The 13,756-nt window shown below is 64.9% G+C and carries 17 protein-coding genes; all 17 read right to left on the reverse strand.

What is annotated here, in order from left to right:
* Nucleotides 1-25 precede the first annotated feature (25 nt).
* The 17 genes from trpC to IB256_RS14340 all read right to left on the reverse strand — a co-directional run bounded on the left by trpC (nucleotide 26) and on the right by IB256_RS14340 (nucleotide 13,718).
* Nucleotides 26-862 carry an indole-3-glycerol phosphate synthase TrpC gene (gene trpC, locus IB256_RS14260; protein ID WP_081520757.1) on the reverse strand — a complete coding sequence of 279 codons (837 nt, stop codon included), beginning with the start codon at nucleotides 860-862 and terminating at the stop codon, nucleotides 26-28.
* On the reverse strand, nucleotides 859-1,908 hold the full coding sequence (gene trpD, locus IB256_RS14265) for an anthranilate phosphoribosyltransferase (RefSeq protein WP_192403000.1): 1,050 nt from the start codon (nucleotides 1,906-1,908) through the stop codon (nucleotides 859-861). The genes trpC and trpD overlap by 4 nt, the downstream gene beginning before the upstream one ends.
* On the reverse strand, nucleotides 1,905-2,501 hold the full coding sequence (locus tag IB256_RS14270) for an aminodeoxychorismate/anthranilate synthase component II (protein ID WP_192296216.1): 597 nt from the start codon (nucleotides 2,499-2,501) through the stop codon (nucleotides 1,905-1,907). Before IB256_RS14270 ends, trpD begins: the two co-directional genes overlap by 4 nt.
* 317 nt (nucleotides 2,502-2,818) lie before the next feature.
* Nucleotides 2,819-3,070, reverse strand: coding sequence for a hypothetical protein (locus IB256_RS14275; protein ID WP_192403001.1), 252 nt, complete (start codon nucleotides 3,068-3,070; stop codon nucleotides 2,819-2,821).
* The gene (locus tag IB256_RS14280) at nucleotides 3,067-3,423 is read right to left on the reverse strand and encodes a hypothetical protein (RefSeq protein ID WP_192296218.1); all 357 of its coding nucleotides are present in this window, start codon (nucleotides 3,421-3,423) and stop codon (nucleotides 3,067-3,069) included. The genes IB256_RS14275 and IB256_RS14280 overlap by 4 nt, the downstream gene beginning before the upstream one ends.
* Nucleotides 3,420-4,049, reverse strand: a complete 630-nt coding sequence (locus IB256_RS14285) for a glycoside hydrolase family 19 protein (RefSeq protein ID WP_192296219.1) — start codon at nucleotides 4,047-4,049, stop codon at nucleotides 3,420-3,422. The genes IB256_RS14280 and IB256_RS14285 overlap by 4 nt, the downstream gene beginning before the upstream one ends.
* Before the next feature lies 1 nt (nucleotide 4,050).
* Nucleotides 4,051-5,055 carry a phage late control D family protein gene (locus IB256_RS14290; protein ID WP_192403002.1) on the reverse strand — a complete coding sequence of 335 codons (1,005 nt, stop codon included), beginning with the start codon at nucleotides 5,053-5,055 and terminating at the stop codon, nucleotides 4,051-4,053.
* Between the two features lie 54 nt (nucleotides 5,056-5,109).
* Nucleotides 5,110-5,322: a tail protein X gene (locus IB256_RS14295; RefSeq protein WP_192296221.1), complete on the reverse strand. Its 213-nt coding sequence runs from the start codon at nucleotides 5,320-5,322 to the stop codon at nucleotides 5,110-5,112.
* Nucleotides 5,291-6,160, reverse strand: coding sequence for a phage tail protein (locus IB256_RS14300; RefSeq protein WP_192403003.1), 870 nt, complete (start codon nucleotides 6,158-6,160; stop codon nucleotides 5,291-5,293). The genes IB256_RS14295 and IB256_RS14300 overlap by 32 nt, the downstream gene beginning before the upstream one ends.
* A gap of 9 nt (nucleotides 6,161-6,169) precedes the next feature.
* Nucleotides 6,170-8,029 carry a hypothetical protein gene (locus IB256_RS14305; RefSeq protein WP_192403005.1) on the reverse strand — a complete coding sequence of 620 codons (1,860 nt, stop codon included), beginning with the start codon at nucleotides 8,027-8,029 and terminating at the stop codon, nucleotides 6,170-6,172.
* 108 nt (nucleotides 8,030-8,137) lie between these two features.
* A complete protein-coding gene (locus tag IB256_RS14310; RefSeq protein WP_192296224.1) occupies nucleotides 8,138-8,479 on the reverse strand; it encodes a phage tail assembly protein in 342 nt (113 codons plus the stop codon).
* Nucleotides 8,480-8,490: 11 nt separating this feature from the next.
* The gene (locus IB256_RS14315; RefSeq protein WP_192296225.1) at nucleotides 8,491-8,994 is read right to left on the reverse strand and encodes a phage major tail tube protein; all 504 of its coding nucleotides are present in this window, start codon (nucleotides 8,992-8,994) and stop codon (nucleotides 8,491-8,493) included.
* Nucleotides 8,995-9,006: 12 nt separating this feature from the next.
* On the reverse strand, nucleotides 9,007-10,167 hold the full coding sequence (locus IB256_RS14320) for a phage tail sheath family protein (protein ID WP_192403007.1): 1,161 nt from the start codon (nucleotides 10,165-10,167) through the stop codon (nucleotides 9,007-9,009).
* A gap of 123 nt (nucleotides 10,168-10,290) precedes the next feature.
* Nucleotides 10,291-11,907: a phage tail protein gene (locus tag IB256_RS14325; protein ID WP_192403009.1), complete on the reverse strand. Its 1,617-nt coding sequence runs from the start codon at nucleotides 11,905-11,907 to the stop codon at nucleotides 10,291-10,293.
* On the reverse strand, nucleotides 11,898-12,512 hold the full coding sequence (locus IB256_RS14330) for a phage tail protein I (RefSeq protein WP_192403011.1): 615 nt from the start codon (nucleotides 12,510-12,512) through the stop codon (nucleotides 11,898-11,900). Before IB256_RS14330 ends, IB256_RS14325 begins: the two co-directional genes overlap by 10 nt.
* The gene (locus IB256_RS14335) at nucleotides 12,505-13,395 is read right to left on the reverse strand and encodes a baseplate J/gp47 family protein (protein ID WP_192403013.1); all 891 of its coding nucleotides are present in this window, start codon (nucleotides 13,393-13,395) and stop codon (nucleotides 12,505-12,507) included. Before IB256_RS14335 ends, IB256_RS14330 begins: the two co-directional genes overlap by 8 nt.
* Nucleotides 13,392-13,718 carry a GPW/gp25 family protein gene (locus tag IB256_RS14340; protein WP_192296230.1) on the reverse strand — a complete coding sequence of 109 codons (327 nt, stop codon included), beginning with the start codon at nucleotides 13,716-13,718 and terminating at the stop codon, nucleotides 13,392-13,394. The genes IB256_RS14335 and IB256_RS14340 overlap by 4 nt, the downstream gene beginning before the upstream one ends.
* Nucleotides 13,719-13,756 lie beyond the last annotated feature (38 nt).

Consider the following 13,756-nt stretch of genomic DNA (forward strand, 5'->3'; position numbering starts at 1 on the left):
GCTTTTTTGTTGTCCGCAGGAAGCATCAGTCCGGATCGGCGCCCAGCTTGACCTTGCTGCGTTCGGGGAAGAACAGGCGCTTGAGCTCGGTACCCGGCTCGTCGGCGCGCATGAAGGCTTCACCGACAAGGAAGCCGAACACGTCGCTGACTTCCATCAGCTCGACATCGGCCCGGTTGAGGATGCCGCTCTCGGTGATCACCATGCGCTCACGCGGGATTTCCGGCAGCAGGTCCAGGGTGGTCTCCAGGCTCACTTCGAAGGTGTGCAGGTTGCGGTTATTGATGCCGACCAGCGGGGTGTCCAGGGTCTTCAGTGCGCGCTCCAGCTCCGGGGCGTCATGCACTTCCACCAGCACGTCGAGGCCGACGTCCTTGGCCACCGAGGCCAGCTCGGCCATGCGCACGTCATCCAGCGCCGAGACGATCAGCAGGATGCAGTCGGCACCAATGGCACGAGCTTCCACCACCTGGTACGGATCGATCAGGAAGTCCTTGCGGATCACCGGCAGCTTGCAGGCCGCGCGGGCTTCCTTCAGGTAGGCGTCGCTGCCGAGGAAGAAGTCGATATCGGTCAGCACCGAGAGACAGGCTGCGCCGCCCTCTTCGTAGCTGCGGGCGATATCGGCAGGGTCGAAGTTCTCGCGCAGGATGCCCTTGCTCGGGGAAGCTTTTTTCACCTCGGCGATCACTGCCGGTTCACGACGCTTGGCGCGCTCCAGCAGAGCATTGGCAAAACCGCGCGGGGCGTCAGCGGCACGCGCCAGCTGCTCGAGCTCGGCGATGCTCACGCGGGTGCGGCGTTCGGCGACTTCTTCGGCCTTGCGGGCCAGGATCTTCTGCAGAACCGTCGGCACACTCACTGTGCATTCTCCTCTCGGTAAACGGCGGTGAAGGCCGCCAGCTCTTCCATCTTCTCCCGCGCCAGCCCGGTGTGCAGGGCGTCGTGGGCCAATTGCATGCCTTCGTGCAAGCTGGTGGCCAGGTCCGCGGCGTAGAGCGCGGCGCCGGCGTTGAGCACGATCAGCTCGGCAGCCTTCTGGCCGGCCTCGGTCTTGCGCCGGCCGAGGGCATCACGGATCAGCTCCAGCGACTGCTGCGGGCTATCCACGGTCAGGCCGATCAGGCTCTGGCTCTTGATGCCGAAATCTTCAGGCTGCACTTCGTATTCGGTGACCACGCCGTCCTTCAGTTCGGCAACGTGAGTCGGCGCGGCGAGGCTGAACTCGTCCAGGCCATCGCGCGAATGCACCACCAGGATGTGCTCGCTGCCCAGGCGCTTGAGCACCTCGGCCAGGGGGCGGCACAGCGCCTGGCTGAACACGCCGACCACTTGGTGCTTCACCCCAGCCGGGTTGGTCAGCGGGCCGAGCATGTTGAACAGGGTACGCAGGCCCAGCTCGCGGCGCGGCGCGGCAGCGTGCTTCATGGCCTTGTGGTGGACCTGGGCGAACATGAAGCCGACGCCGACGGTCTCGATGCAACGTTTCACCTGGACGGGCTTGAGGTCCAGGTAGATGCCGGCAGCTTCCAGCAGGTCGGCGCTGCCGCTCTTGCCGGAGACCGCACGGTTTCCGTGCTTGGCGACCTTGCCGCCAGCCGCGGCGACCACGAAGGCCGCCGCCGAGGACACGTTGAAGATGTTCGCGCCGTCGCCACCGGTGCCGACCACGTCGACCACGTGCTTCAGGCTGTCCAACTCGACCTGGTCGGCCAGCTCGCGCATCACCGCCACGGCGCCGACGATCTCGTCGATGGTCTCGCTCTTCATGCGCATGCCCATGAGGAAGGCGCCGATCTGAGCGTCGGTGCACTGCCCGGTCATGATCTCGCGCATGACGTCCTGCATTTCCTCGGTGGTCAGGTCCAGCTGGGTGACCACGCGGCCGAGGGCTTCCTTGATGTTCATGCGCGCACTCCGCCGGTCTGCTTGAGGAAGTTGGCCAGCATCTCGTGGCCCTGTTCGGAAAGGATCGACTCGGGGTGGAACTGCACGCCCTCGACGTTCAGCGTCTTGTGGCGCAGGCCCATGATCTCGTCGACCGAGCCGTCTTCCAGCGCCGTCCAGGCGGTGATTTCCAGGCAGTCGGGCAGCGTCTCGCGCTTCACCACCAAGGAGTGGTAACGGGTCTGGGTCAGCGGATTGTTCAGGCCGGCGAATACGCCCTGGCCCTTGTGGAACACCGGGCTGACCTTGCCGTGCATGACCTGGCGGGCCCGCACCACGTCACCACCGAAGGCCTGGCCGATGGACTGATGGCCCAGGCATACGCCCAGCAGCGGGAGCTTGCCGGCGAAGCGCTCGATGACTTCCAGGGACACGCCCGCCTCATTCGGCGTACACGGGCCGGGAGACAGGACAATGCGTTCAGGGTTGAGCGCGGCGATCTCGTCGACGCTCAGTTCGTCATTGCGAATGACGTGGATGTCGGCCTTCAACTCGGCGAAGTACTGCACCAGGTTGTAGGTGAAGGAATCGTAGTTATCGATCATCAGCAGCATGTCTGCTCGAACCTCATGATTGCACTGCTTTCGGATCGCGCCATCGTCGACACCCGTTGCGGCCTCGCGGGCTGCGCGAATCTGGCAATTATGCCAGCGGATGGGAGAAATGGACGCGTAAGAAGAGACCGGCGCTATGCCGGGAAAGAAGGAATCAGGCGCGCCAGCGCCAACGGGCGAATGCCTTGAGGAGGGAGGTGATGATGCGGGTGCTGTGGATCACGGTTGCGGTCTCGCCTAGCGATGGCCGAACAGTAGCCCAAGGCCGGGCGCCAGCGCAATACGCGTGGCGGCCCTGCCGACGAAGGTAGGAAGGTTCAGCGGCACGCATCGAGTGCAGCATGCAGGCGGGTTTCGTAGGCCAGGTGCTGCTGCCGCTCGGCCAGCAGCGCGCGCACTTTGGTTTGCAGGTCGTCCGCCGGGCGCAGGTCGGCGGTGGCGAATCGAGGGGTTTCGACAGCCGGCGCCTGGCACGGCACCGGGACGGCAACGCGCACTTCCACCGGCGCCGGCGCGGTGGATGCGCACCCCACCAGAAGCAGCGCGGGGATTACCCGCAGCAGCTTCATGGCAACAGCTCCCGGTCGATCAGTTGACGTACCACGGCGCACTCCTCGCCTTCGCTGCGCTCCAGCAACAGCCGGCTGGCAGCGGCCTCATGGCTCTGCGCCTGTTCGCGGGCCAGTGTCAGAGCGCGCTCGGCGGCGTCCGCACGCTGGCGGGCAGCCTGCTCCAGCGCTTCGACCTGGGTGTTCTGCAGCGCCAGCTTCGATTCCAGAACTTTGCCGGCATCGCTGCAACGAGCCTGCTCCAGGTGCAGGCTATCCAGCTGCCCACCATAAAAGCGCGCGGTCAGCCAGCCACCGATACAGCCCCCCACCAGAAAGCCGGTCAGGCCCAGCGCCAGCCAGAAGCGGCTCATTGCAGAACCTCCAGCGCACGGCGCCAGAGCTGTGCCCGGACCTCCTGGCCATTCAATCCCCCATTGATGCGCCGGGTGATGTCCTCGAAGCGCACCGCATCAGCCAGCTCGTTGAGCCCGTTGCATTGCCACCACCAGGCGGCGGTGCGACACGCCCAGCGCGGCTCCGCCAGCAGCTGCGGGCGAGCGACAAAAGGTTGCGCGAGCCCTTCGCCGACAGAACGGTAATTGCTCCGCCCGGTCACCTGCAGCAGACCCCGTCCCCGAAAGCGCCAGCCATCGCCGGAGGCCTCGTCGCCGTTGCCATTGCGCCCGGCGTAGACGAGGTTGGCAATGCGCTCCGGCTGGTACGCCACCTCCCGCGCCAGCGCCGTGGGCGAGCCGTCGGCACTGCGGAAGCGCCGAGGCCAGACAACGGCCAGGCGCTGCGCGCTGTAGGTCAGGCTCTCCACGCAACGGGTCAGCTGCGCGCTCTCGTACCCGACCTGGGCGAGGAAGGCGGCAACGCGCGGCGGCGTGTCGATACCAAAGTCGCGCATCGCTGCCTCCAGCACCGGCAGAAAAACGCCCGCGACGGGGCGGGCGTTGGGCAGGATCAGCAGAAGCTGGCGTTCGTCGATGAGCATGTCAGCCGCCCTCCCCTGCCATTGCCTTGCCGTCGCTCCCGCCATTGCACAGCACGCTGGTCGTCCAACCGCTCGCCTGGTAGTGCTGGGTCACGGTATCGACCAGGTAAACGCCGTCGACTCCGGTCTTGAATCCGCTCAGCTCGACCAGGCACTCCGCGAAGAGATCTGCGCGGCCCGGCAGTTGCAAACGGACGCCGGCGGTCTGCCGGTTGAAGTCCGCCAGTCTCGACTTGGCCAGCTGCTGGGCTGCCGTCTCATTGGCCTGGACATGGCGCTCGACGTACTCGGCCAGTACCTTCTTCGGCGCATTCGGGTTTGCCGCCGTCACCGTGCGCAGAGTGCCGTCAGGCCCCTGGAAAGGCACGACCACCTTCGCGACCACCTTGCGATCGTCCAGGGTAAAGGTGAAAGAGCTGACATCCCCGCGCATGAGGCGCACGTTGTCCAGCGCCTGTCCCGAAGCACTTCGGCCCGCCTGACGGGGCATGACCAGCAACTTCAGGTCAGCGATCTTCGCTGTACAGTCGTACTGACGCGCCAGGCGGGTGATGAAGTGATAGTCGGACTCATTGATCTGGTCCGCGCGCGCAATTCGCGTCTTCACTTCGCACTCAGCCTTCCAGCCGTTGCGCTCGGCAATGCGGGCCACCACTTCGGCCAGTGTCACGTTCTCCCAGCTGTCACTGCGAACGGACTTGCCGGCATTGCGCGAGTCGCCGGACTTGGCCTTGATCACCAGCGTATCGGGCGCGCCGCTGAAGGTTACGGTGTCCACCGTATAGCGCCCCATCGGCGCGACACCCGTTTCGTCATAGCCCAGGTACAGTTCCAGCTGCGCGCCGCGCCGCGGCAACACCACAGTGCCGGCGCGATCATCGAGAGTGAGAGAAAGGGTGTCCGACTCCAGGCCATGCTTGTCGGTTACCACCAGTTCGAGCACGCGGTCGTTGACCTGTGCCGAGATGTCGCGGCCATCGGCGACGATGCGAAAGACAGGTTTCATGGGTCACCAGAATGAAAAAGCCCCGCTTGTGCGGGGCCGTGAGGGAGCTGGGATTCAATCCCACAGACGGACCTGCGGATTGTCCGGTGCCGCCAGTTCGGGCATGCGGATCAGCACGCCAGCGCGCAAGGGTTGAGGCTCGTCGGCCAGGCCCGGATTGGCATCGAGCACTGCCTCCACACAACCCTTGAGATGGCCGTAGCGCTGATAGCAGAGCTGATCCAGCACATCGCCGTCACTGCTGCGATAGTTCGTTGTCGTCGCCATAGCGGTTGAACTCCAGTTCGAAGGCTTGATTACGCGGGGCGCCATTGCTGAGCAGAGCACTTTGCGTCTCGCTGACCCTGGTCAGGCACCAGGTCCCCAGCGGATCCCCGTAACCGCTGATCAGGCTCACCGGTTTGCCGCTCAAGGCGATTTCGCGCAGCTGGTTCGGTATTTTCCAACCCACGCGCTTGCCCGATGCCCGCGACAGGGCCGGCATCAGCGTCGCCTTCAGCAACAGCGACTCCGTACCAACGCCGACGTACTGCAGGGCGCCCCGACGGCCCAGCCGCGCCTGCTCCTTCCAGGTGAGCTGGCTGGTGCGAATCGTTGACTCGAAAGGCACCGTGTCGATGTTGAAGAAGAACTGCGTCTGCGAACCCACTACGTTCATGACCAGCAGGTGCGGCAGGGGAATCGCACACATGAAATCGCCGGGCGACAGTTGGGGCGACAGCGCCGAGCTGGGCAGCACCGAACCCAGCGAATCGCCGACCTTGCCGATGACCTTGTCCACCGCCTTCCTGGCCCGGTCCACCTGTTCCCCCAACCCCTGCATGCGCTCATCGATGCCCTTCAGGGCGCGCGTGGCGCTGTTGTAGGTGTTGACCACCTTGTTGACCTTGCCCTGTGCGCGCTCGATGCCCTGCATCGCGCGCTGAACCTTGCCCGCCATCTCCGGAGAAACACCCGGCAAGCCCTCGAGCTCGGCGGCCGCGCCACGGATTTCGCTGACGGCGCCGTTGACCGGCGCGATCACCGTGTCCAGGTCGCGGCGGCCATCCTCGGCTGCCCGGGCCAGCTGCGACAGGCCGTTCTGCATTTGTTCCCAATACGCCATATCGCCTCCTTAAACCACGACCGGATCGAACAGTGCATCGCGCTGCCGTTCCAGAGAGAAGTCTGCCAGCAGCTGCCGCAACCTTGGCAGCAGGTCATTGGCCAGCTGGTTGGGATCGTTGAGGTTGCCGGATACGTTGATGCTGATCTGCGGGGCGAAGGTCCAGTTCTCCGTGGTCGGCTCCTTGTTCGGAATTGCAGAGGAAAGGTCCGGTCTCAAGGCGCCGTGTCGTGGCGCCTGCTCGGCATCCTCGTTCCGATTAGCCTTGCTCGTATCAGGCATGCCGCTCCAATCTGGCAGCCCACCAACCATGGCACCGATGAATGGTCCAACCACCGGCACCATCCAGCCTCCCAGCATGCTGCCGGCAACGACTCCACCCAGAGCCTGGCTGCCCTCGTCATCGCTACGCACTTCGGGACTAGCCCCTGCGCGCGCGCGTCGGCGTGATTGCGAAGAAGCATCCAGCGCCGTGCCCCACGGTTGCGCCGCCGGGCCATAACCGACGTTATCCCAGTAGCTGCGTACGCCACGCCAGATGGTCGAGGGGCTCAGACTCAGGTTCGGCAGCTCCCGGGTTCTGGGGGATGCTCCAGGTTTCTCGGCAAGATGCCCGCCGAGCTTCATGAGTAGTTCCGAGCGATCGGCGAGCACGCCCAGGTCGACCGACTGGAGGCTGCGCGACAGCCCCTCCAGTCCCACCGTGGATGCAAAGGTCGCGAGCATGTCCTTCGACAGCCCAAACTGTCCTGTCGCAGCCGCCAGACCTGCTCCAAGGAAGGGGGTGGACTCTTTCAGCCGATCAGCGAAGAAAACCAGCGCCGGCAAGTTTTTATCAGCCAGCTCCAGAGTGACACTACCACCGGCCTGCAATGCTCCTGCCACGGCGTTTTCAGTCGTGCGGCGCAGCCCCTGGACTGTCCCCCTCCGCGCATCGACATCCGCTTGCAACACCATTGCCGGCTCGGCGCGCATTCCCTCGGGTTGCCGCAGGACCTGCGTCCACGGCCGACCGTCCTGCCCGCCATTGAGCCGACGCACCAGAATGTCGGCAGGTACATTGTCCTGGCGCGCGCGCCAGGAAATGACACCCAGGCTCCGCTCTACTTCCGCCGCACTGCCATCGCCATGGTCGACAACGTTCTTCACCAGTGCCGCCACGGCATCCGGTGCAATCGCCTTGCCGTACTGCAGCTTCGTCGCGGCCGGCAGGTAATCCAGACTCTGCCGGAGGGTGAGGCCGGCGTTCATCAACTGCCGGGTCATGTCCAGCGCCGCCTGGACATCAAGCCCGCTGTCCTGCGCCGCCGCCTCGACTCGGGCTTTGACGAAGCTTTCGGACGCGTCTCCCGGCGCCAGGCCTCCGCGCACTACCAGCTCCTGAACCCGCTGCTCGTAACGGTGAGCGCTGGTGAACGCCATCGAGAGGGCGTCCAGAGGGTTGGACAGTATCTGGAAGATGGTCGAGTCCTTGTCCTGCCAATCGACACTGACCGGCTGCATAGCGGTTGCTTGAGCCGCCGAGCCAATCTGTGCCGCGCTGCCAACGACACCTGCCGGCCCCGAACGTCGAAGCAAAGTAGCGATTTCCCTCAGTGTTTCGAGCGTCTGGCGAGCGACCTCGTCTCCCTCCCGCACATCCTGTTTCAGTGATTGATGCAGGGCACTACCCGGTGGCTCAGGGGCACCGTCTGCCATCGCCCGCCTTCCCTCGCCCTGCAAGCGCACAACTGCATCGGCAATGGCCAGTCCCAGAGAATCCTTCAGGGCCAGGCCGAGCGCCTGGCCCACCTCGGGGCCGAGGACCACTGTTACCTCATTGGTTTCACTAACATTCATTTCATTCACCTCCCTGACGACAAAGGGCACCGGTTACCCGGCACCCCCTGCGAAGCGAACTAATCCGCCTCCCCCCCGAGCCACCAACGCAGGTCGCTAAGGGTCATGCGTTCCAGTTCGCCGGCCGTGAAGCCCGACTCAGCCGCCAGTCGCCGCGCCAGCTGGCGCATCAGCGCGAAGCTCATCGCCGTCCTCTCGCACCAGGCGAAAGTAGGCGTGCTGCAGGCGCTGGTAATCGCTGAGCTTCAGTCCCTCCAGGTCCTGACGGCTGACCTGTACCAGCGAGGCAAACAGCTGCAGTTCGCGCTCCTCGTCATCGCTGGCGACCTTGCTGGCGAGGCGGATGTCGCGCACGGTCGGCGCACGCAGAGTGAGTGCGTCGACGTCGACGCCGTTGCAGGAGGTCGGGCGGGACAGCTTCACCACCGCCGCGTCCTCTGACAGGCTCAACCACGCGGGTTGCTTGACGGAGTCATGCATCACGGATTACCTCAGACGCCCAGGTCGTTGCGCAGCGCGGCGAGCTGGTCGACGCCGTTGATCTTGCGCACCGAGTTGACCGGATCGATCTCGAACATCTCGCGGCCTTCGACCTCGAGCTTGTAGTAGGTGACCGCCACGCTGTAGGAGCAGGCAGCCAGCTCATTGGCCTTCCACTCACCCGGATCGACTTCCTTGAGCAGGCCACGGACGGTGGCAACCACCGGTACGGTGCCGCCCTTCTGGGTCTTGAAGGAGCCGCGGAAGGTGCCGTTGAAAGAGCCCTGATCGCTCAGGCCGAAGAACTTCATGGCCTCGCGGCGCGCGCCATTGGTGGTGAATTTCGCCTCCATGGCCTCAAGGCCCATGTCGAGCAGGACCGGCGCGTCCATGCCGCCGGCACGGTACTCCTGGGTCTTCACCTTGAGGGCAGGCAGGGTCAGGGACGGTACGTCACCGGCAAAGCTCACGCCGTCGACGAAGAGGTTGGTGTTGGTGAGGATCTGCGGAATCATCTGGGGTTCTCCTTAAGCTGCGTCCAGGACTTCGGTGAGCCACTGATCGGTCACCTCGACGCGGAAGTTGGGGTTCTCGGCAGGCGGTACGTCGGTGAAGCGGATGTTCCAGTACACCTTGCCCTGGGCCAGCTGGCTGGCGGTGTTGAGTTCCGGGTCGGCGTAGACCTCGAAGTCGATCACCGCGCCCTGGTTCTTCAGGTCGCGCATGAAGGCCTGCAGGCCCTCGGTGACGTCCTTCACGTAGGTCTTGGTGATGCCGCGGTCGACCGCCCACTTGTGCCCGGCGAGGATCGCGTCCATCACCATGTCCATGGTCCGCACGCGGGTCACGAAGGCCCACTTGGCGTCGCTGGAGAGGGTGCGGTTGCCCCACAGGCGATAGCCGTCGTCACGGATGACGGTGGTGATGTTGGCGTTGTTGAGCAGGTTGGCGCGGCAGGTCTCGTCGCCGTCGAGGAACTCGATCGGCCGGCCGGTGCCGGTGATGCCGAGCAGTTCCTTGTTCGACGGCGAGGACCAGAAGCCGTACTGGCTGTCAGTCCAGGCGAACAGCGCGGCGGCGTTGGCCGACGCCGGTGCATCAACGGTGGCGCTGCTGGTGGTATCCCAGTACTGCACACCCGGATCGACCAGGTAGATGCGCTTGCTGCCGAACTCGCCGGCGTAGGCGATGGCCGCCTCGTCGGTGGTGTTCGGGCCGTCGACGATGGCGATGGCGCGCAGCTTCTCGGCCAGCGCGCCCATGGCGGTGGCCACCGCCTGGGTGGCGGAATGCTTCGGCGCGATCAGCAGGCGCGGCTGCGCATTGAAGCGCGACTTGCCGTCGAGCAGCGCCTGCAGGCCGGTACGCTGGCCGGCTTCGGTGACGGTACCGATGATCGCGGAAGTCAGCTGCGCAGCATCCTCGACCTTCGCCACACCCACCGCCACGACCACCGCAGCGGACTGGGTGAAGATGGCAGTGCAGGACTTGTAGATCGCCGACGCGGTACCGAACGCGGCAGCCGCTTCACGCAGGCTGGTGAGCAGCACCGGCACATCGGCCTGCGCGGTCAGCTTGGTATCGGGGGTGAAGGTATCCACCAGGCCGATGATCGAGGACGACGGCAGCGCAATGGTGCGCGCACCGACGTCGACATTGGTCACGGTGACGCCGTGAAAGAAGCTCATAGATTTTCTCCAGACATAAAAAAACCGCCGGGAGGCGGTTATGGATGCGCCGCCAAGAAAAGGCGACGCCAATAGGGATTTCATTCGATCAACGACTTATTTCGAGTGCTTACCGTCTATGCATCAAGCCAACTGAGTACAAAGATTCAGGTTGTACCCGCAATTGGTCCCTCCAGCGGGCGCCAGGATCGAAAACATAAGGATGAAAGTACCGTCCTGCTTCAGGCTCCATGCATACATACCCAGCTGCAGTGGTGTCTCTACCGAGTAACCACCAACTCCATCGATGACGTATTTCGGTCGAGCCCCCACAGGAAGCGTGAAGGCAAGCATCTGAATGCTTTCCGGTACTGTGTTTCGCCCCATGTTCAAACTGAGATAGAGATTGCCGTTGGCCGTCCAACAGGTACTCACCCCGCGATTGAAGAAGCCGTTGGCGAACGTGATGGGGAAGGTCTGAGTAGTCGAGAACTTCGCAAAGGACGACTGCACGAATTCAGTCGTGGCAACCTTTTTAGTGTTATCGCCCAATGCTGCAGTTGGTGCCGTAGGGGTACCTACGAGCGCAGGGCTGGTCAAGGGTGCTTTGGCCTGGAGACTGGCATCGACGCTTGCTGCATAGCTCGCGTTGTTGCCCAGCGACGATGCCAGTTTTCCCAATGTATCGAGCGACGACGGCGCGGCTCCAATAATTGCGGAACCGGCAGCCTGAACAAAGGCGGTCGTCGCCAACTGCTGGGTGTTGCTACCGGCAGAAGCGGTCGGGGCGGTTGGCGTTCCGGTGAATGCAGGCGAAGCCACCGCCGCAAGAGGAGCAATCGCTGCTTGTGTGAAGGCCGTGGTCGCCAGTTGCTGGGTGTTGCTGCCCACTGCAGCCGTTGGCGCCGTCGGAACGCCACTGAACGCCGGCGAAGCCAGCTTCGCCAACCCGTTGGTGATGTTCTGGAACGCCAGCGCCGTGGTGCCCAGTACGATCACGCCATCGGTCACCAACTGCCAGACACTGTCCGCCTGCGCAGTACCGCTCTCCACCGTAACGGTCAGGCCCGGAGTGACCTCGCTGCTCTCGTCAGCATCAATCGCGCGCTTCCAGACACCCGCTGCAACGACATACAGCCCGTTGTCCACGGCACTGGTCTGGTTCTTCACCAGCACACGGTCACCCGCCGCGAGCGCGACACCATCGACTGTCTGCAGTCCGCTCAGCGTGACGCTTGCGGTAGTCGCAGCGCGTACCGACTGTTTGTAGTCCAGCCGATTCAGCGCGGTGACGATGGAGTTATCCACATACTCCCGCGTCGCCAGCACCACGCTCGGGTCGATCTTCAGTTCCACCGAAGCCGCATTGCTGACGATCAGCACGATGCGCACGGTCTGGGTGCGGCCGCTGCCTTCGGCCAGTTGCGGCTTATAGGACGGCGCGCAGTTGGCGTAGGCGATCAGCGCGCCGGCTTCGTCGTACAGGCCCATCTCGCGGATCCACCAACCACCCACGTCCTCGGGGATGACCTGTTCGGCGATGATCTGCGCGCTGTTCGCCGGGTCGACGCTCAGGCGGTTCAGCGGTGCGCGGCGGACTTCGTTGACCAGCTGGGTGCGGCTTGCGTCCGGGGCCGGCACATCGCCGCCGCCGTCGCCCACGGCGAGCTGGGTGATTTTCAGGGTGGTGCCCAGCGCGGTGGCATTCGCCAGCTTGCCGGCACCGATCGTGGTGAGAAGTGCGTAGTAGGTTACTGCCATGGGTAGACACTCAAGCTATCGATGGTGTGTTCCCGGCCCGGCAAGCCGTGGCTGCCGATCGCTTCGATCACGTCCGGGAGGTAGGGGTAGACGGTGACGATGTCGCCGTCGTATTGCCCGGAGCCGACGGTTATCCGCCCCTGGGATTCCAGGCTGATATCCAGCCCGATGAGGTGCCGCGTGAGCGGCTTGGCGTCTTCGATCAGACGCTCCACCTCCTGGTACATCTCTTCGCTAATGCCGCTGTCGAGCACGCCGATGCGCAGGCGAAAGGTGCCCGGTTCGCCCATGGGCGAGCCCTGCCACCACTCGGTGATTTCGATCAGGTAACCCAGCGGCTCGATCACCCGCCGCAGTGCGGCGATGGTTCCCTTGTGCTGGTGGATGCGGAAGGCCGCAGCCACTGCCTTGCGCTTCACGGCCTCATTCCACGCCGGGTCCCAGCGGTCCACCGACCAGGCCCAGGCCAGATACGGCAGCAGCGCCACCGGGCAGCGTTGCGGGTCCATCAGCTCGCGCAGTGGCACCGGCAGGTCGGCAGCCTGTACATCGGCCAGCACGCGCTCCAGCGACGTCGAGTTGATCGGCAGCAGGCGGCTACTCATCGGAGCCACCCACGCGGATCTGGTAGCCGCTGCAGTACGCCGCCTGGGTCGAGTCGAGCACCACGTCGGCAGCCGGCTTGGCCAGCTCGACGCGCTGCACGCCTTCCACATGCAACGCGGCGAACAGCGCGCTGCGGCGAATATCACGGCCGATGCGGCGCTGGGTGGCGATGTAGCTCTGCAGCGAAGCCTCGGCAGCCTGCTGGATCAGCTCGGCCTCGGGGCCCGGATAGATGTAGAGCACCGCGTCGACCTGATAGGGCACGATGGCGGCGGACTGAACGGTGAGGCGGTCGCCCACCGGGCGCACGTCCTCGTCGTTCAACGCCTTGCGCACGGCATCCAGCAAGTCGGCCGACGCCGCGCCATTGCCCTCGGAAGACAGCACGCTGACCAGCGCCTCGCACGGCTGCGGGCTGATAGCCGAGACATCGGCGATGCGCCCGTCAGCGCCGAGGGCGAAGGCCACGTAGGCATTGCGCGGGCCGGCCACCGAAAGCTGGTCGAAGGCCAACTGGGTGCGGTTGCGCAGCGAGTCATCGCCCTCCAGCACGGCCGGAGTCGGCGGCGAGGTCGTGGCATCCGCCTCCTGTATTACCAGACGCTTGACGTTGTAGCCCGCCGCCAGCTGATCCAGGTCGCCCTGGGTGGCATAGCCGAGCATCACGGCGCGGGCGGCATCGTTGATCCGGGCACGCAGCAGCAGCTCGCGGTAGGCCGCCAGCTCCAGCAGCTTGACCACCGGGTCGGACTCCACCGCCGCTGTCCAGCCTTCGCCCATGGCGCTGCGAAAGTCCGCCAGCAGCTCTTCGTAGAGCGTCTCGTAGTCGAGGCTCTCGACCACCTGCGGCGCCGGCAACTGGGACAGGTCGATCAGGCTCATGCCGCCACCTCCAGTCCGATCTCATCGCCCAGGTAGACGCCGCGCAGGCGCAGCGAAACGTTGCCGGCGACCACTGCCACTACCTGCACCGAACTCAGGCGCAGGCGTGGTTCCCAGCGGCCGATGGCGCGGGCCACTTCGGCCTGCACTGCGCCCTTCCAGCCCTCGGTCACCGGCAGGTCGACCATGCGCCGCAGGCGGCTGCCGTACTCGGGGCGCATGCGCCGGCTGCCCAGCGGGGTGGTGAGGATGTCCTCGATGGATTGCTTCAGGTGCGCCAGTGCGCTCAGCGGCTGGCCGTTGCGTCGATCCATGCCGATCATGGCCGCGCCCTCCGTCGTTCAAGGTGCGCACGGGAAAA

The organism is Pseudomonas sp. PDM17 (assembly GCF_014851985.1).
GTDB lineage: Bacteria > Pseudomonadota > Gammaproteobacteria > Pseudomonadales > Pseudomonadaceae > Pseudomonas.

Excerpts from the sequence above, each read along its gene's own strand:
- trpD (WP_192403000.1), bottom strand. The coding sequence starts at position 1,908 with ATGAACATCAAGGAAGCCCTCGGCCGCGTGGTCACCCAGCTGGACCTG.
- IB256_RS14270 (WP_192296216.1), bottom strand. The coding sequence starts at position 2,501 with ATGCTGCTGATGATCGATAACTACGATTCCTTCACCTACAACCTGGTG.
- IB256_RS14275 (WP_192403001.1), bottom strand. The coding sequence starts at position 3,070 with ATGAAGCTGCTGCGGGTAATCCCCGCGCTGCTTCTGGTGGGGTGCGCA.
- IB256_RS14280 (WP_192296218.1), bottom strand. The coding sequence starts at position 3,423 with ATGAGCCGCTTCTGGCTGGCGCTGGGCCTGACCGGCTTTCTGGTGGGG.
- IB256_RS14285 (WP_192296219.1), bottom strand. The coding sequence starts at position 4,049 with ATGCTCATCGACGAACGCCAGCTTCTGCTGATCCTGCCCAACGCCCGC.
- IB256_RS14290 (WP_192403002.1), bottom strand. The coding sequence starts at position 5,055 with ATGAAACCTGTCTTTCGCATCGTCGCCGATGGCCGCGACATCTCGGCA.
- IB256_RS14295 (WP_192296221.1), bottom strand. The coding sequence starts at position 5,322 with ATGGCGACGACAACGAACTATCGCAGCAGTGACGGCGATGTGCTGGAT.
- IB256_RS14300 (WP_192403003.1), bottom strand. The coding sequence starts at position 6,160 with ATGGCGTATTGGGAACAAATGCAGAACGGCCTGTCGCAGCTGGCCCGG.
- IB256_RS14310 (WP_192296224.1), bottom strand. The coding sequence starts at position 8,479 with ATGCATGACTCCGTCAAGCAACCCGCGTGGTTGAGCCTGTCAGAGGAC.
- IB256_RS14315 (WP_192296225.1), bottom strand. The coding sequence starts at position 8,994 with ATGATTCCGCAGATCCTCACCAACACCAACCTCTTCGTCGACGGCGTG.
- IB256_RS14320 (WP_192403007.1), bottom strand. The coding sequence starts at position 10,167 with ATGAGCTTCTTTCACGGCGTCACCGTGACCAATGTCGACGTCGGTGCG.
- IB256_RS14325 (WP_192403009.1), bottom strand. The coding sequence starts at position 11,907 with ATGGCAGTAACCTACTACGCACTTCTCACCACGATCGGTGCCGGCAAG.
- IB256_RS14330 (WP_192403011.1), bottom strand. The coding sequence starts at position 12,512 with ATGAGTAGCCGCCTGCTGCCGATCAACTCGACGTCGCTGGAGCGCGTG.
- IB256_RS14335 (WP_192403013.1), bottom strand. The coding sequence starts at position 13,395 with ATGAGCCTGATCGACCTGTCCCAGTTGCCGGCGCCGCAGGTGGTCGAG.
- IB256_RS14340 (WP_192296230.1), bottom strand. The coding sequence starts at position 13,718 with ATGATCGGCATGGATCGACGCAACGGCCAGCCGCTGAGCGCACTGGCG.